Annotated in this window: 12 protein-coding genes; 8 read left to right on the forward strand and 4 right to left on the reverse strand. The window is 45.7% G+C overall.

From position 1 onward, the window contains the following. Window positions 1-28 precede the first annotated feature (28 nt). From UQW94_RS10625 to UQW94_RS10660, 8 genes are all read left to right on the forward strand, one after another. Entirely contained in the window at window positions 29-2,359 is a 2,331-nt protein-coding gene (locus tag UQW94_RS10625; protein ID WP_322142230.1) for a patatin-like phospholipase family protein, read from the forward strand. A gap of 268 nt (window positions 2,360-2,627) precedes the next feature. After that, on the forward strand, window positions 2,628-5,225 hold the full coding sequence (acnB, locus tag UQW94_RS10630; protein WP_005380009.1) for a bifunctional aconitate hydratase 2/2-methylisocitrate dehydratase: 2,598 nt from the start codon (window positions 2,628-2,630) through the stop codon (window positions 5,223-5,225). A 99-nt stretch (window positions 5,226-5,324) separates the two neighbouring features. Further along, complete coding sequence (locus UQW94_RS10635; RefSeq protein ID WP_017635908.1) at window positions 5,325-5,693, forward strand: YacL family protein; 369 nt, start codon at window positions 5,325-5,327, stop codon at window positions 5,691-5,693. Window positions 5,694-5,881: 188 nt separating this feature from the next. Continuing rightward, window positions 5,882-6,220 carry a P-II family nitrogen regulator gene (locus tag UQW94_RS10640; protein ID WP_005386570.1) on the forward strand — a complete coding sequence of 113 codons (339 nt, stop codon included), beginning with the start codon at window positions 5,882-5,884 and terminating at the stop codon, window positions 6,218-6,220. A gap of 27 nt (window positions 6,221-6,247) precedes the next feature. Further along, complete coding sequence (locus UQW94_RS10645) at window positions 6,248-7,477, forward strand: ammonium transporter (RefSeq protein ID WP_047102648.1); 1,230 nt, start codon at window positions 6,248-6,250, stop codon at window positions 7,475-7,477. A 152-nt stretch (window positions 7,478-7,629) separates the two neighbouring features. After that, window positions 7,630-8,643 (forward strand): Fe(3+) ABC transporter substrate-binding protein, encoded by a 1,014-nt coding sequence (locus tag UQW94_RS10650; RefSeq protein ID WP_005386566.1) that lies wholly within the window; start codon window positions 7,630-7,632, stop codon window positions 8,641-8,643. Window positions 8,644-8,742: 99 nt separating this feature from the next. Beyond that, window positions 8,743-10,368, forward strand: a complete 1,626-nt coding sequence (locus tag UQW94_RS10655; protein WP_005386564.1) for an ABC transporter permease — start codon at window positions 8,743-8,745, stop codon at window positions 10,366-10,368. Further along, window positions 10,368-11,399, forward strand: a complete 1,032-nt coding sequence (locus UQW94_RS10660) for an ABC transporter ATP-binding protein (RefSeq protein ID WP_005380055.1) — start codon at window positions 10,368-10,370, stop codon at window positions 11,397-11,399. The genes UQW94_RS10655 and UQW94_RS10660 overlap by 1 nt, the downstream gene beginning before the upstream one ends. A gap of 157 nt (window positions 11,400-11,556) precedes the next feature. Here the strand turns inward: UQW94_RS10660 and UQW94_RS10665 are convergent, their stop codons facing one another. The 4 genes from UQW94_RS10665 to UQW94_RS10680 form a co-directional block, all read right to left on the reverse strand. Then, window positions 11,557-12,969 carry a phosphoglucomutase/phosphomannomutase family protein gene (locus tag UQW94_RS10665; protein ID WP_167415431.1) on the reverse strand — a complete coding sequence of 471 codons (1,413 nt, stop codon included), beginning with the start codon at window positions 12,967-12,969 and terminating at the stop codon, window positions 11,557-11,559. Window positions 12,970-13,094: 125 nt separating this feature from the next. Continuing rightward, the gene (locus UQW94_RS10670; RefSeq protein WP_017820407.1) at window positions 13,095-15,503 is read right to left on the reverse strand and encodes a GH36-type glycosyl hydrolase domain-containing protein; all 2,409 of its coding nucleotides are present in this window, start codon (window positions 15,501-15,503) and stop codon (window positions 13,095-13,097) included. An 84-nt stretch (window positions 15,504-15,587) separates the two neighbouring features. Beyond that, a complete protein-coding gene (locus UQW94_RS10675) occupies window positions 15,588-17,507 on the reverse strand; it encodes a beta-N-acetylhexosaminidase (RefSeq protein ID WP_322142231.1) in 1,920 nt (639 codons plus the stop codon). 8 nt (window positions 17,508-17,515) lie between these two features. Further along, window positions 17,516-18,406, reverse strand: coding sequence for an N-acetylglucosamine kinase (locus UQW94_RS10680; protein WP_154205056.1), 891 nt, complete (start codon window positions 18,404-18,406; stop codon window positions 17,516-17,518). Between the last annotated feature and the right edge of the window lie 2 nt (window positions 18,407-18,408).

Genomic DNA, 18,408 nt, shown 5'->3' on the forward strand with positions numbered 1-18,408 from the left:
ATCAGATATTCAATAAAGGAAGAAGTGAATGTTCAAAAAGCTGTTATCAAGCCCATCGGTTCGCAACTTTGCGCTTTGGGTTAGTACCTTTTTGATGATCACTCCTTCTGTTTCCCTCGCAAACTCTCTAACAAAAACGGATGACTTGGAACCTCGACCAAAGGTGGCGGTTGTGCTCGCTGGTGGCGGAGCGAAAGGGGCGGCACACATTGGGGTTTTAAAAGCATTGGAAGAAATGCAGATCCCTGTCGATATTGTGACCGGTACCAGTATGGGCGCCTATGTGGGTGGGCTCTATGCCACGGGGATGAGTGCTGATGAAATTGAGAGTTTTATCTACACCGTCGATTGGGGCAGCGGTTATCGAGATCGTGTTGACCGTAGCCAACGTCGAGTTCGTGACAAAGAGTATGAAGACCGCTATCAAATTAATACCGACCTCGGCTTAAGGTTCGGTGAGGTACGAGCACCAACGGGTGTGGTGCAAGGCCAGAACATGTTGCGAGTATTGCGTGAGACTACAGGGAACTTAGGGCGATTCGATTCTTTTGATGATCTTGCCATTCCCTATCGTTCTGTTGCGACAGATATTCTTGCCCTAGAAGAAGTCGTACTGGGCAATGGTTACCTTGTGGACGCCATGATGGCTAGCATGTCTGTACCAGGAGCGCTTCCTCCCTATAAGCTCAATGGCCATATGCTTGTCGATGGCGGTGTCGTCAATAACATGCCTGTCGATGTGGCTCGCGCCATGGGGGCTGATGTCGTTATTGCCGTCGATATTAGCACCGACTACAAAACCGAAGATGAATTTACGGGGCTGTTTACTGTCGCGGACCAACTCTCTAACTATCTCGTTCGTCGTAGTACACAACAGCAAGTGGACGAGCTTGAATCTCAAGATATCTATATTCGTCCCAATGTGGGCACCATGGAAACTGTCGAGTTCGACAAAATGCCTTGGGCTTTTCAAGCTGGGTACGATATTACCAAGCAGTTAAAAGACAAGCTGAAAGGGTTGCGCTTGTCCAATGCGGACTATCAAAAATACATCGATCGCAAACAAGAAGTTCGTAAAACTTTGATTTATGGCGATCAGCGTGTGGTTGATGACATAGTGATTGTTAATAACACGCACTACAGCGATGTGTTGTTGACGAATCGTATTGAATTAGAAACCGGACGTCGTATTTCAACGGCCGAAATTGAGAAAGCCGTTGAAAACCTCTACGCGTTAGATCGGTTCGAGCTCATCACTTATCACTTTGAAGAGGTTGATGGTGAGACATTGTTGGTTTTTGATGTTAACGAGAAGTCGTGGGGGCCTAATTATCTCAACTTCCGATTTTTTCTTGAAGATGACTTCGATACAGATAGCCAGTACGGCATAGGAATATCGACCAACTTTACCAATTTAAACTCTCATGGCGCGGAGTTGGCGTTCAACGTAGAAATGGGCACGGATAAGCTGATTGAAGCTGAGTTGTATTCCCCTGTTTTATCTAGCCAAGAACTTTTTGTATCGGGGCGAATTTCCTATGGTAGTGAGAGCCGAAACTTACCTTTAACAGAGCCTCAAGCACCAGATTTAGAGTCAGTAAATGACTTTTTTCCGGTCACTTACGATGATTTTACAACAGAGTTAGCGATAGGTATCCAACCCACATTGTGGCAAGAACTTCGATTTGGCGCTCGCTACTCAACCGGAGATATTGAGCTTTCTACTTTGGCTTCTGCTGGTAAATTGGATTTTGAACGTCGTGGCCTGTTTGCCAATTATCGCCTAGATACACTCGATGATTTCGCATTTCCGACTCGTGGGCTTTTAGTCGATCTCGAATATTTAGTGTCTCATGATCAAAGTCCTCAAGGCGTTAGCCTTTTAGAAACTGACAAAATTATTGAAGATACCGTTTATGAAATCTCTGCACGATTTAAAGGTGCAGTGAGTCATCAGCGTCATACTTTAGTCGGACATGCTGAATATAGTTTTGTAGAGAGTAAAAACTCATCTTTACCGCTTGATCCCAGAGAGTTGGGCGGCTTTTTAAGCCTATCTGGAATCCCAAGAAATAGCCTGATCGGACAGAACTTATTTTTCAGCAGTTTGGTGTACCGATATAAGTGGTTTGATAATGATTTCGGATTGTTTGAAGCTCCAGTCTACCTGGGCGCATCGGTCGAATATGGCGGCGTTTGGTCTGATAATGATCTGAAACTAAACGAAGCGCCGCTTTACAATGCTGGCTCCATCTTCTTTGGTGTTGACTCACCAATAGGACCAATAATGTTGGCATACGGTCGTACCGAGCAAGATTTGGATGCTGTGTATTTGATCGTAGGAACATCGTTTAATTAACCGGGTATGAGAAAGCAAAAACTTGGCATATTTGGTCAAAATTAGCAGAACTTTAGTCGTAAGTTGCTATGTTGGTCAAAATGATAAGATTTTAATTTAAGGTTAAATTTGCTATTATTTTGCCCACAGTTTGGCCTCTACGGCGCTGTTTCTCAATCATAATTGAATGAAAACAAGGGCAATGGAGAGCCAAGTTTCCAAGGATGTTCACTCCTTTACTTTAACAATAGTAATAATAGAGGAGGAACCGCAATGAGAGGAAAAAGTCGTGCTTGAAGCCTACCGTAAACACGTCGAAGAGCGTGCTGCTGAAGGAGTTGTTCCTAAACCGCTAGACGCAGAACAAGTTGCTGGACTTGTAGAACTTCTGAAAAATCCCCCGCAAGGTGAAGAAGAAGTCATTCTTGACCTACTTGAAAATCGTATCCCTCCAGGTGTTGATGAAGCTGCTTATGTAAAAGCGGGTTTCCTAACAGCAGTAGCAAAAGGTGAAGTTAAATCACCATTAGTGAGTCGTGAAAAAGCGGCTGAACTGCTAGGCACTATGCAAGGTGGTTACAACATCGAGCCACTAGTTGAGCTATTGGATGATGAAGCACTGGCAGAGATCGCAGTAAAAGCGCTGTCTCATACGCTGCTGATGTTTGATGCTTTCTATGACGTAGAAGAGAAAGCAAAAGCAGGCAATGCGCATGCACAGAAAGTACTTCAATCATGGGCTGATGCTGAGTGGTTCCTTTCTAAGCCTAAGCTTGAAGAAAAAGTCACTCTAACCGTATTTAAAGTAACAGGTGAAACGAACACGGATGACCTTTCACCTGCACCTGACGCTTGGTCTCGCCCTGATATTCCAGTACACGCACTGGCGATGCTTAAAAACGAGCGTGAAGGAATAAACCCTGATCAACCGGGTACTATTGGCCCGATCAAGCAAATTGAAGAGTTAAAAGACAAAGGTCATCAATTGGTTTACGTTGGTGATGTTGTTGGTACTGGCTCTTCACGTAAATCGGCAACCAACTCAGTGCTTTGGTTTATGGGTGATGATATCCCTTACGTTCCAAACAAACGAGCTGGTGGGTATGTGCTTGGTGGCAAAATTGCCCCTATCTTCTTTAACACAATGGAAGATGCTGGCGCACTACCAATTGAAGTTGACGTAACTAAGCTCAACATGGGCGATGTTATCGATGTTTACCCATATGAAGGTAAAGTTTGCAACCACGAAACTGGTGAGGTTCTAGCTGAGTTCTCGCTAAAAACAGAAGTACTGATTGATGAAGTTCGTGCTGGTGGTCGTATCCCATTGATCATCGGTCGTGGTTTGACAGACAAAGCGCGTCAATCGCTAGGTCTTGAGCCTTCGGATGTATTCCGTAAACCTGGTGAAATCGCAGATTCTGGCAAGGGTTACACGCTTGCACAGAAAATGGTTGGTAAAGCATGTGGCGTAGAAGGCATCCGTCCTGGAACCTACTGTGAGCCGAAGATGACGACAGTAGGTTCGCAAGATACTACTGGCCCTATGACTCGTGATGAACTTAAAGACTTGGCGTGTCTCGGCTTCTCTGCTGATCTTGTCATGCAGTCTTTCTGTCACACATCGGCTTATCCAAAACCAGTAGACGTTAACACTCACCATACACTTCCGGACTTTATTATGAACCGCGGTGGTGTATCTCTTCGTCCTGGTGACGGTATTATCCACTCATGGCTGAACCGTATGCTACTGCCGGATACTGTTGGTACGGGTGGTGACTCACATACTCGTTTCCCTCTGGGTATTTCATTCCCAGCTGGCTCGGGCTTGGTTGCCTTTGCAGCTGCGACAGGCGTTATGCCGCTAGACATGCCAGAGTCAATCTTGGTTCGTTTTAAAGGTGAAATGCAACCGGGTATTACACTGCGTGATCTTGTTCATGCCATCCCTTACTACGCGATTCAGCAAGGGCTACTAACGGTAGAAAAAGCGGGCAAGATCAACGAATTTTCTGGCCGTATCCTTGAGATTGAAGGCTTAGAAACGCTAACGGTTGAGCAAGCATTTGAGCTTTCTGATGCATCTGCAGAGCGTTCTGCGGCAGGTTGTACTGTGAAATTGTCTCAAGAGTCGATCGAAGAGTACTTAAACTCTAACATCGTGATGCTGAAGTGGATGATCTCTGAAGGCTACGGTGATCGCCGTACTATCGAGCGCCGCATTACTGCAATGCAAGAGTGGCTAGCAAACCCTGAGCTGATGCAAGCAGATAAAGACGCTGAATACGCACATGTGATTGAAATCGATATGGCTGAAATCAATGAGCCAGTACTATGTGCACCGAATGACCCAGATGACGCTCGTTTGTTGTCTGAAGTACAAGGCACAGCGATTGATGAAGTGTTCATCGGCTCTTGTATGACGAACATCGGTCACTTCCGCGCAGCAGGTAAATTGCTTGATAAGTTCAATGGCCAGTTAGCAACGCGCCTTTGGGTAGCGCCACCAACAAAGATGGATAAAGACCAACTGATTGAAGAAGGCTACTACGGTATCTTCGGACGTGCAGGGGTGCGTATTGAAACGCCAGGGTGTTCACTTTGTATGGGTAACCAAGCGCGTGTTGCAGATAAATCAACAGTAATGTCGACTTCAACGCGTAACTTCCCGAACCGTCTGGGTACTGGTGCGAATGTTTACCTGTCGTCAGCTGAGCTAGCTGCAGTAGGTGCAATTCTAGGTAAGATTCCAACCAAAGAAGAATACCTAGAATACGCGAAGCAAATCGACGCTACGGCAACGGATACATACCGCTACTTGAACTTCCATAAAATGGATCAATACACCAAGAAAGCGGACGAAGTGATCTTCCAAGAACCGGCATAATCAGAAATGCACAATTCGAAAGCACCTCATATGAGGTGCTTTTTTTATGGGAGCAATTCGCTATACTCGCACCAAATTGATACGAAATAGGCAATCTCGGTGGAATTTGAATTCATTCGTAACACGTTGATGGGCGAGTACTACGTAAAATGTAGCATGGGACATGAGATTGTAGGGCGCTGGTTGCAAGAAGAAATTGGCAAAGATCCGATGAAGATTGCACAGGTTGAAAAGCTAATTGAGCGGTCATTTTCAGCGCCTTCTCAGGAGCATAACCTAACAGGCACGGAAATTAGCTTGATGATTCAGGGCGACGAAGTTCTTGTACAAGAAAACGCATTAGCCCATGAATATGATGTCGAGATGGAAAGTGAGTTCGACTTCTACAATGCAGAAAGTACAGCAAGTTGTGGGATAGAGGATTTCATGGCACTTATCGAACAGTGGAAAGACTTTTTGAACATTTAATGCACAGTTTTGGGTAACTTCTCTGCCGTTGCTTTAAATTTGTGAAAAGGGCGCACCGATATGGTGCGCCCTTTTTGTTTATAGATATGTAAATTGAGGTTAGTTTTTATTATTCAATAACTTAAAAACTTGGCACGTAGATTGGATTATAAGAAGTGTTTCAGGATGAAAGCTTCGGAGATAACTCAATGAAAATAATCAATGCCATTATTAAGCCGTTTAAATTAGACGATGTACGAGAAGCATTGGCTGATGTCGGTATCGAAGGGATGACAGTATCAGAAGTTAAAGGGTTCGGTCGTCAAAAAGGTCACACGGAATTGTATCGCGGTGCAGAGTATCAAGTCGATTTTCTACCAAAGGTGAAAATTGAAATCGCGACTCACGCAGACAATGTAGATCGCGTTGTTGAAGCAATTACAAAAGCTGCGCAAACCGGAAAAATCGGCGACGGTAAAATTTTTGTTTACGATCTGAACCAAGCGGTGCGTATCCGAACTGGCGAAATGGACGCAGAAGCACTTTAAGAATTCAAAGGATTGGAGATACTTATTATGGAATTAGCAACAACAGTAACCGAGTTACGTTACGCACTTGACACCTTTTTCTTCCTCATTTCCGGTGCGTTGGTAATGTGGATGGCAGCAGGCTTTGCGATGCTAGAGGCTGGCCTTGTGCGCTCTAAAAACACAACAGAAATTCTTACGAAGAACATCTGTTTGTACGCTATCGCATGTACGATGTTTCTGATTGTCGGTTATAACATCATGTATGTCGATAATGGAGAAGGAGGCTGGTTACCTTCATTTGGTACGCTAATTGGTACTCAAGGTGAAGGGGCCGACCACTCTTTAGAGTCTGACTTCTTCTTCCAAGTTGTCTTCGTTGCAACTGCCATGTCCGTCGTTTCTGGTGCGGTAGCTGAGCGCATGAAGCTTTGGTCTTTCTTGATTTTCTCTGCGATTTTAACTGCGTTTATCTATCCAATGGAAGGTTACTGGACATGGGGTGGAGGCTTCCTAGCAGAAGCTGGATTTAGTGACTTTGCGGGTTCTGGTATCGTACATATGGCTGGTGCTTCTGCTGCTCTTGCTGGTGTGTTACTGCTTGGCGCGCGTAAGGGTAAGTACGGTAAAAATGGTGAAATCTATCCGATTCCAGGTTCTAACATGCCTTTGGCAACGTTGGGTACTTTTATCCTTTGGTTTGGCTGGTTTGGATTTAACGGTGGCTCTCAGTTGATGGTTTCAGATTTTGAGAATGCTACAGCGGTAGGTCAGATCTTTCTAAACACTAACGCAGCAGCGGCTGCCGGTGCAATTGCGGCGCTATTCGTTTGTAAAACTACTTGGGGTAAAGCCGATTTAACGATGATTCTCAATGGCGCGCTAGCTGGCTTGGTTGCCATCACTGCAGACCCTCTATCGCCATCACCACTGTACGCGGTTGCGATTGGTGCGGTGTCGGGTGCACTAGTAGTATTCAGTATCATTGCTCTAGATAAACTTAAAATTGACGATCCAGTAGGTGCTATCTCAGTTCACGGTGTGTGTGGTTTCTTCGGCCTAATGGTAGTGCCACTGAGCAACGGTGATGCAACGTTTGGTGCACAGCTTTTAGGTGCCGTAGTTATCTTTGCTTGGGTATTTGGTGCCAGCCTAGTTGTGTGGGCAATCTTGAAAGCAACCGTTGGGATTCGCGTTACAGAAGATGAAGAAATGGAAGGTATGGACATGCATGATTGTGGTGTTGGTGCTTACCCAGAGTTTGTTACGGTGAAATAATCATTAGCTTGTAATAAATGGTTACACACTTAACACAATAAAACCTGCTCCGATGAGCAGGTTTTTTAATATTCGTCATTGTCTTCTTATTGAACATACATATAATAACGCAACTGATAAACGTTATCATTAGCATGGTAAAGGATTAAACAATGAAAAAACTGCTAACTCTTTCAGCACTAACTTGCGCTACTCTAGCTCCAACAGCAATGGCTGCTGAAGAAGTGAACGTCTACTCTTACCGTCAACCTTTCCTAGTTGAACCTATGTTCAATGAGTTCACTAAAGAAACTGGCATCAAAGTAAACGTAAAATTTGCTAAAAAAGGCTTAGCAGAAAAGCTAGCTCAAGAAGGTGAGTACAGCCCTGCTGACGTTATTCTTACGACAGACATCAGCCGTCTAGCTGAACTGACAAACAAAGGTTTAGTTCAGAAAGTCGATAGCAAAATCATTGAAGAAAACGTACCTGCTCAATACCAAGATAAAGAGAATGAGTGGTTTGCTCTAACTCTACGTTCTCGTAGCGTTTATTCATCACGTGATCGCGTAGGTAAACTAGGCGCAGATTTCAACTACGCAGACTTAGCTAAGCCAGAGTTCAAAGGTAAAATTTGTACTCGTAGCGGTAAGCACCCGTACAACGTTTCTCTAGTTTCAGCAATGATTGCTCACAATGGCGAAGCAGAAACCAAAGAGTGGTTGGAAGGCGTGAAAGCAAACCTTGCTCGCAAACCACAAGGCAACGACCGTGCACAAGTTAAAGCGATCAAAGAAGGCCTATGTGATGTTTCTCTAGGTAACAGCTACTACCTAGGTAAAATGGTTAACGACAAAGAGCAAAAAGCTTGGGCTGATGCAGTTTACATCAACTTCCCTAACCAAGAGACTACAGGCACTCACGTGAATATCTCTGGTATGGCGATGGCGAAGTACTCTCCAAACAAAGACAATGCTGTGAAGCTAATGGAATTCCTAACGGGTGACAAAGCGCAGCAAATGTACGCAGAAGTTAACTATGAGTACCCAGTTAAAGAAGGCGTGAAGCGTTCTGAGCTTGTGGAATCTTGGGGTGACTTTAAAGCAGACAAGCTTTCTCTAGACGATATTGCAGCCAACCACGAAGCGGCAATTAAGCTATTAGACGAAGTGAAATTTGACCTTTAATTCCTTGTGGGGGTATAACAGTACCCCCATTTGATTAAAGGATATGAGATGTATTTGCAACAGCATTTGTATTTCATACAGCCTTGCAGTAATTAGGCGATGAAAGATAAACACTCTTTATGGAAAACCAGTAGTGGGGTAATAACTCTGCTACTGGTTTTGCCGATCTTAGCGATCTTCTACACCGCGATTGGTGAAACGGATGATTTGTTTGCTCATTTAATGGCAACGGTCATGCCGACTTATATTTTTAACACGGTTGCGCTAACTGTTGGCGTAATGGTGCTGTCCTTAATTCTTGGTATTCCAAGCGCTTGGATAATGGCCATGTGTAAACTGCCGACCGAAAAATGGTTGCAGTGGGCATTGGTACTACCTCTTGCAATGCCAGGTTATATCATTGGTTATATTTTTACTGATTGGTTTGATTTTGCAGGCCCGATTCAGATCTTTTTGCGTGATGTAACCGGATGGGGACCTGGCGAGTATTGGTTCCCTGACATTCGTACGTTGCCTGGTGCGACCTTTGTGTTGGCTTTGGTGTTGTATCCTTACGTGTATTTATTGTGCCGGGCTGCGTTTATGGAGCAAAATGTCTCTTTATTGCAAAGCGCGCGTTTGCTCAAGTGCTCTCCATGGGAAAGTTTTTGGCGCATCTCGATGCCGTTAGTAAGACCCTCTATCGCAGTGGGTTTATCATTGGTCGCAATGGAGACCATTGGCGACTTTGGTACGGTAAGTTACTTCGCTGTGAATACGTTAACCACAGCGGTCTACGATACTTGGTTGGGGTACTCTAATCTTAATGCGGCAGCCAAGATTTCTGCCATGATGCTCGTCATTGTAGTACTGCTTCTTAGTGCAGAACGATACAGCCGCCGTAAACAAAAGCTTTTTCAAAGCCAATTTAACAGTCACGAAGATTTTCGTTACGAGTTGACGGGCTGGAAAAAGTGGACCGCACTAGTTTGGTGCTGGGGCTTGGTTTCGGTCGCGTTTATTTTGCCGCTACTACAGCTGATTGATTATGCGATCACTTATTTTGCACAGAGTTGGACCTCAGAGTTTCGTGAATACGCATGGAATAGCTTAGTTGTGTCTGTTATTGCTGCGATTATTGGTGTTGCTGTCGCACTGATCGTTAACTTTACCCATCGAGTCAATGGTAAACGAGAAAGCTTGGCATTTATGCGTCTTTCTTCTATGGGCTATGCAGTACCAGGAACGGTACTAGCCATCGGTGTGATGGTCGCTGTGCTGTTTATGGATCATCGTGTCAACGACGTTGCTAAAGCCATGGAGTGGGGAAGGCCGGGACTTATCTTTTCTGGTTCCATGTTCGCACTAGTATTTGCCATGGTTGTGCGCTTTTCCGCGGTAGCGATTGGTAGTATCGAAAGTAATTTAAATAAAATTTCTCCGTCGTTAGATATGGCATCGCGCACTATGGGTTGTAAGCCCAATGCCATGCTGTGGCGCGTGCACTTTCCGCTGGTTAAGCGCGGTGCACTGATTGCGGCTTTATTAGTGTTTATCGAGTCAATGAAAGAGCTCAATGCGGCTTTGTTACTTCGTCCGTTTAACTTTGAAACACTAGCCACATACGTTTATAACTTCGCCTCGGATGAGCATTTAGAATTGGCCGCTTTACCAGCGGTCCTGTTGGTTCTTGTTGGGTTGATCCCGCTTGTTGTTGTTAACCGTTCACTGGAGCAAAATCACTGATGAGCTGTGCATTATCAATTAAAAACCTAACGTGCCAATATGATGATCAAACCGTACTCGAATCATTGTCTCTTGAGGTAGAACAAGGGCAGATTGTCTGTTTGCTAGGAGCTAGTGGCTGTGGGAAAACAACACTATTAAAGGCCGTTGCGGGATTATTGCCGTTAACGTCAGGCGAAATGAGTCTAAATTGCGTCACAATTGATGATGGGGAAAACTGGTTGCCGCCAGAACAGCGTAATATAGGGATGATTTTCCAAGATTACGCACTTTTTCCTCACTTGACGGTGGAGCAAAACATTGCCTTTGGCTTAAAGCAGTGCTCGACAAAAGAGAAAAATGCCAAAGTTCAAGAGATGTTAGAACTCGTGCATCTTCAAGGTTATGGCGATCGTTATCCTCATCAATTGTCTGGTGGACAGCAGCAGCGTGTTGCGATTGCTCGCTCATTAGCTTACAGCCCAGACTTACTGTTACTGGATGAACCGTTTTCTAATATTGATACGCAAGTTCGCCATGAGTTGATAAGTGAGATCCGTAAGATTTTTAAGGCCCAAGGTGTGACTGCCATTTTTGTTACGCATAGCCGTGAAGAGGCTTTTGCTTTCGCCGATAAAATGGCAGTGATGAACAATGGAGTCATCGAGCAATATGGCACAGCATCTGAGCTTTACTACCAACCTTCAAGTAAATTTGTCGCTGATTTCTTAGGTGGTGGCAGTTACCTTGCTGCTAAACGGGTTTCGAATTCAGAATATGAAACCCACTTGGGCGTGGTTGAAGCCACGGCTCAACAAGATATTCCAGTACAGGCGGAGTGCTCTTTACTGCTAAGACCGCAGCATGTACAAATTCAATCCGATGAAGATAGTTCGGTAACCGTATTGGAACAGCATTTTATGGGTGATCACTGCCGTTATGTGATTAACGCGAATGGTGACCGTTTGTTAGCTACAGCTTCGCAAGCATTAAATATAGGTGAGTCCGTCGCGGTGAAAATTGAAACGCAAGGCGTCCTGGCATTTGCTTAACGCTCCTGAGTATCTTTGCTATCTCGTTTACGACTTTCCAACATACAATAAAAAAGCCCGGCTGTGGAGCCGGGCAAGTGCTCTTCTCCTGTTGATGAGCGCCTTTTCAGACAGCGTTGACTCTCATCATAGTGCTCGAAGCGGGCACAAGGTTCAGTTATAAAGACAAGAAGTCTTTAAACTGTTGAAGAACACGTTCCGCAGTGTCCTTATCTTGCATCTCTGCAAAAATTCGTAGCAGTGGCTCAGTGCCAGAGAAGCGAGCGATTATCCAACCGCTGTTTTTGAAGTAGACTTTCGCACCATCTTCATAGCTGACTTTTTCGATTTCAAACTCAAACTCAGGCAACTGCTTTTCAACATAAATCTTGTTGAACAGTACGTCTTTTTGCGCTGGTTTGAACTTGCAATCGCCTTCTGCCATGTAGGCATAGCCGTACTTGCCGTAGATTTCATCCAGCAACTCAGACAGCTTCTTGCCGGTTACTGAAATCATTTCTACCAATAGGCTTGATGCGAATACGCCGTCTTTACCTTTGATGTGGCCGCGAATGGTTAGGCCACCAGAGCTTTCCCCGCCAATCAGTGAGTCATCCGCTTCCATTTGGGAGCTGATGTGCTTAAAGCCTACAGGAACCTCAAAGCATTTCTCGCCATGATCTTCGGCGACTTTATCGAGAAGGTGGGTGGTTGCGATGTTACGTACCACGGAGCCTTTCCAGCCTTTGTATTCAAGTAGGTAGTAGTAAAGCAGCAGTAGCACTTCATTTGGATGAATGAAGTTACCTTTTTCGTCGATAATACCAAGACGGTCCGCATCGCCATCAGTACCGATGCCAATATCGTAACCTTGCTCTTTCACTAGGTGCATCAAACGGTAGAGTGTTGCAGCGCTTGGCGAAGGCATTAACCCACCGAAATCTGGGTTTTTGCCATCGTTAATCACATCAACGTCACAGCGGCCGTTGATTAATACGGTTTGCAGTGCGTTTTTCGCGACACCAAACATTGGGTCGATCAAAACACGTAAATTCGCCTTCTTGATCGCTTCGATGTCGATAAAGTCGATGATTGAGTCAACGAATTCGTTCATCGGATTGATGATTTCAATCAGCTTATCTTCAACCGCTTGTTCAAAGTCGACGCTTTTTACATCGTGCGCAGTGAGCGCGTCTATTTGTGATTCGATTTTTTGGGTGATGATTTCATCTGCGTCACGACCGCCTTCAATGAAGACTTTAATGCCGTTGTAATCGGCAGGGTTGTGTGATGCGGTAATACATGCCGAGTATGCGCAGCCCATTTCTTTCGCTTTAAACATTACGATAGGTGTTGGGACAAATTTGTCGATAAAGCTGACAACAATGCCGTTTGCTGCTAAAACTTCAGCGAACCAACGACCTGCTTTATCGGAAAGAAAACGACGGTCATAGCCAATCACAAAACCGCGATCAGCAACCGATTCGTTATTCGTGATGTTTGCAACTGCTTGGGCAACCAAGCGTACGTTATCTTTGGTGAACTCCTCACCAATAAATGCACGCCAACCGCCTGTACCAAATTTGATCATGATTCGATCCTCGATAAGAGCGGCATCCCACCGCGTCTTAAATCTTTGCTAGCGAACCGATGCACTTGTAAAACATAAATGCACCGGATAAATCAAAAGGGGAGAAGGACTCCCCCAAAAGATGATTAACCTAGAGTAACGATAACTTCGTTTACTGAACCTTCCGCTTGAACTGGGACAGAGGCACCATTCACTGCTTCACCGTTCACAGTAATCGACTTAACGCCTTTGCTTACTGAGTCTGGGTTAACTACTTTGATGTTGTACGTTGCACCTAGCCATTGACGAGTCACTTCGAAACCAGGCCAGTTCGTTGGGATACATGGATCGATAGTTAGGCCATCGAAGCCTGTACGCACACCAAGGATAAAGTTGGTAACAGCGAAGTAAGCCCAGCCTGACGTACCTGTTAACCATGGGTGGTTTGCACGACCGTGGTCTTGGTGGTCACGACCCATGATGAACTGTACGTATGAGTAAGGTTCTGCAATACGTTTTTCGATGATGTCGTTCTGGTTGTATGGGTTAAGTGCATCGTAGAACTTCATTGCACGATCACCACGACCCAGTTTCGCTTCAGCTACCCAAGCCCATGGATTTGGATGCGAGAAGATCGCACCGTTCTCTTTTACGCCTTGGTAAACACGAGTTACGAAGCCGATATCATCATTCGGTGTTGCAAAAGATGGTGAGTTTAGGTGGAGGCCGTATTCAGAGAATAGGTTCTCATCGACAGCGTCCATCGCTTTTTCGCCGCGCTCTTGAGATACCGCTCCGGAAAGTACCGCAAGCGTGTTTGACTCGAGGTGTACTCGGCCTTCCGCTTGTTGCGCAGTACCGATCTTGTCGCCATTCTTCGTCAGACCACGGATGTACCAACCGCCTTCGTCATCCCAAAGGTGGGTTTCACAAGCTTCACGCACGTTTGCTGCCATTTCCGTGTATTTCTCTACGTCGGCTTCTTTGCCTAGGTATTTCGCTAGGTCGATGAACTCCTGCAGTGCCCAGAAATGTAGGAACGACACCATTGAAGATTCGCCACCACCTAGGTTCAGACAGTCGTTCCAGTCTGCACGCAGACCTTTACAGATACCGGTTTGACCTACGTACTCCGCCGAGAAGTCTAGCGCGGCTTTCATGTGGTCATAAACCGTTGCATCGCCACCGTCGGCGTAAGGGATCACTTCGTCGAAGAAGCTGTGCTCACCGGTTTCCATCACGTACTTACAGATGGTTGGAACTAGCCATAGATGGTCATCGGAACAAGTGTCTTCGATGCCGTGAATCTTGTCTTCATCAGAAGGTGTTGGAACTACGGTTGGGGATTTCGATGGTTTAACATCCGCTTTTTCTGGATCAAACCAATCTGGATCGAATAGGTGTAGACCGTAGCCCGCTTTTACTTGGCCGCGCAGTAGGTCAACGATACGTTTGCGCGTCATTGCTGGGTTAGCGTGAGGAACTGAGATTGCATCTTGCGCTGTATCGCGGTAACCAAGACCAGTACGGCCTCCCACCTCGATGAATGAAGCAAAGCGAGACCACACCACACACGTTTCCGCTTGGTATAACGTCCAAGCGTTGATCATGGTATCTAGACCTTCGTTTGGTGATTTCACTTGGAACTTGCCACAACGCTCATCCCAGTGTGCTTTGATACCCGCAAATGCATTGTCGACTTCTGCAAGGTCTTGGTACTTAGCACGTAGACGGTCACCATTGCCTTTACCGATACCTAGAATGTAAGCAAAGCGAACTTCTTCACCCGGCTGGATAGTGAATTGCTTGTGCAGAGAGCCACAGTGGTTGTAACACGTTTGTGCTGTGTTGAAACACTTACCTTGTTCTACCGCTAGCGGGTTTGCTTCGTCACGGTATAGGCCAAGGAAGCTGTCACGTTGACCGTCGTATGAATCTGGATCAAATGTTGAAGCTAGGTAGTAGAAACCTTCGAAATCGTTGGTGTTGTAGTACAGGTCGTACTCAATCACGCCTTCATTGTAAGCCGTACCTGCTGAGTACAGAGACATCTGATGGTTTTGGTTATCAGATTGAATGTGGCTGAATGAGAACTCAACAAATGAGAATGCACTGATCGTACGTGGTTTGTCAGAGGTGTTTTTAATCACTACATCCCAGATTTCAGCGTCTTCGCCTTTTGGCACGAACAGAGTTTTTGTTGCGGTAATACCGCTGTATTCACATTTGAACTTAGAGTAAGACAAGCCGTGACGAACTTCGTAGTTTGCTTCGTCTAGGCTCTTCGCAACTGGTTGCCAAGAGATTGACCAGTAATCACCTGTCTCATCATCACGCAAGTAAACGTAGTGTCCTGGGCGATCGAATGTCGCATTTGGACGAAATTTAGTAACACGGTTGTATTCTGGAGAGTTGTAGAACGAGTAGCCACCCGCGTTGTGCGAGATAACCGTACAGAACTTCTCAGTACCTAGGTAGTTGGTCCATGGTGCTGGTACGTCAGGGCGAGTGATGACGTATTCGCGATTCTCGTTATCGAAATAGCCGTATTTCATTTGTGTCTTTCCTTTTTACGAAGCTGCATCAGCAGCCAAAATTTAAAAACTCTTCAAGCGTGATGTTTCGACATCAGTTTTGTATTACTTCCACGGTTTACGGTAATTCACTCCCTGCAAATCAAGCAGAGGTAGATGGCCTTTCAAGCGTGATAAATAGTCGGTCCAATCTCGGTGTTGTTTGTCTGTCCAACATGCTTCTGCCATTGCAGTTAAACGAGGGAAGATCATGTAGTCCATGCGAGGTTGGTTATTGATAATTTCGCACCATAATGCTGTTTGAATGCCCCAAATGCGCTTACGTATTGGGTCGTCAGCAGGCACTTCAGCGAGCGGCTCGTAGTTGTAAGCTTTTTCTAGTGGCAGTGGGTTTGCCCAGTCCACGCCCGGTTCTTCAGGTGCGTAGTCTTGGGTCATATCTAGGTAAGTGGTTTGTGCTGGTTGCAGCACCACATCAAAGCCTTGGCGAGCACAGTTCAATGCCGCTTTTTCGCTTAGCCATGAGTAGATCACCGTATCTTTACTGACTTTGTCGCCGTGTTGAGCCTCTTCCCAGCCCAGCATGCGTTTGCCCAATTTACGAAGTTTGTCTTCGGCATAACGCAAGAAGTGTCCTTGCAAATCTTTGTAGTCGCTGTAACCCAGTTGTTCCATTAGTGCTTGGCATGCTGGGCTTTTTGACCATACGCCGTTAGGTACTTCGTCGGCACCAATATGAACGTAAGGCGCAGGAAAAAGCGCAGAGACTTCTTCTAGCACTTTGTCGATAAATTCATAACTCCCCGGCAGAGCAGGGTTAATGACGTTGTCGTTGTAATGCTGAATACTGCGGTATTCGGTGGTATCTTCCGCTTCTACCAATAGGTGTGGTAACGACTTGATGGCGGCTCGGCAATGACCAGGTACATCAATTTCAGGAATGATGGTGATGCCGCGTTGCGATGCAAATTCGATAACGTCTTTGATGTCTTCTTGTGTGTAGAAGCCGCCGTAACGTTCATCAAAGTGCGTGTACTGTGGTTCATTGATCTCATCCAATCCGCGCCAAGCACCAATATCGGTCAGTTGAGGCAGTGATTTGATTTCAATTCGCCAACCCTCATCGTCGGTAAGATGCCAATGGAACGTATTGAACTTGTAATGAGCCAGTTGGTTGATCAAGCGTTTGACTTGCTCAACGGAGTGAAAATGACGAGCACAATCCAGCATCATACCGCGGTAACGAAAGCGTGGCCTGTCCTTGATTGAACAGCAAACTACTTCCATTGAGTTAGGTTGATCGCCAACTTTGATTAGTTGTAATAACGTTGCACAAGCATGGGTAAAACCAGACGAAGATCCTGCTTCAATTTTGATTGACTCTTCGGCTACTTTCAGTTTGTAAGCGCCTTCATCCAAGGTTGGGTTGCCTTTGAAGATGATCTGACTGCCATTGTCTGATGCGAACTCAAATTGGTGAATGCGCTTAAGCTCATCAAGTAGCCATTCTTTAGCTGAATTGGCCAGGCTTGAATAAACCGCGACGCCAGCATGATGATCAAAGCTAAAATAGTGATCGCTGACCTCAATATGGTTTGGTTTTGGCAGCAAGGGCTGTGCATGGGTTAAACTTGCAGGAATCTCACTGCGTTCACGGTATGGTGAAGCTAATACGATAGGCGTGACATCCACTTGTGCGCGCTGTGGGTTTCCATCAACGACAAAGTTGATCATCGCTTCGTTAAAGCCATCCGAGTAATAACGGAATGGGTTCGAACCAATACTGAATTCACAGTAATAGTGATGGTTGGCAGCCAGTACCACCCCTTCTGGCTTAAGTGTGCAAAAACTACCAATTTGAGTCAGTTGACCATTTGAAACGCTGTCTGGAAGAATGTAACGATCGAAAGCGAAAGTTAAGCTCCAGCTGTTTAGGTCTTGGTCGCTCAAGTTATGAAAGGTGAGGCCAAAGCGGCAGTTTTGTTTCTGCTCAGAAAGGACTACGAGATCAACACGATATTCCATATCTACTCCTACGCCGCACTGAGCGAGTAAAGGTTATGTTCTGGTTTGCCAGCAAACATAATTGCGCCTTCAATCGCGTCAAACTGTGGCTCAACAATCCATTGCTGAACTGGTGGTGAAAGCCAACGTACAATGCGTTCAGCTATGCTGCCCATTAAACAAATACGTGTTGCGCCGCGCTTGTTTAATGCCACGAGAAACATTTCTATATCCGCTGCGGTTTGCTTCAGCATTTCAATGGCCAGTGCATCGCCTTGTTCCGCATGTTGGAAAATAGCCGGAGAAAACTGCCCATAATCACGAGGAAGCGCCTGTTTTGACCACGCCACCACGTTGTCGACCTCATTTTCGAAATGCGTCATAACGTGTTGTGCTAGGGGCGTTTTTTCTCTGATGCCATCTTCAGCTAACAAAACTTGCTGAACTAGGCGTAGCCCCATCACTGCGCCGCCACCTTGATCCGAAATAGGGAACTCACGACCACCGACAACATGTTGCTCGAATCCGTTAAGGTAGATGCCACAAGAACCGGTTCCCGCAATCATGATTGCGCCATCTTCGCCATTGTGTGCACCAACGCACGCACCGTAAGCATCGGTATTCATAGTTATACTGGCAAATGGATGAGGAAGAGACATGAAGGCTTGCCAAGATGCTTTGTGCTCTGCGCCAGCAAGGGCTAAGCCGACGTGCATCGACGCGAAATCTTGTTGTGTTAGACCGCCTTGCTCGGTAGCCGAAGTGATGGATTCAAGAATCGAAGCCATTGCTATTTCAGCACCTAGCATGATGTTGGCACTGCCGCTTTTGGCCTCGCCAAGAAAATTACCTTGTGAATCTTTAATCCTGGCTCGACATGACGTGCCGCCACCATCGATACCGACAAAATACATTCCCATGA

It is taken from the genome of Vibrio sp. PBL-C16, assembly GCF_034321865.1.
Taxonomy (GTDB): Bacteria; Pseudomonadota; Gammaproteobacteria; order Enterobacterales; family Vibrionaceae; genus Vibrio; species Vibrio alginolyticus.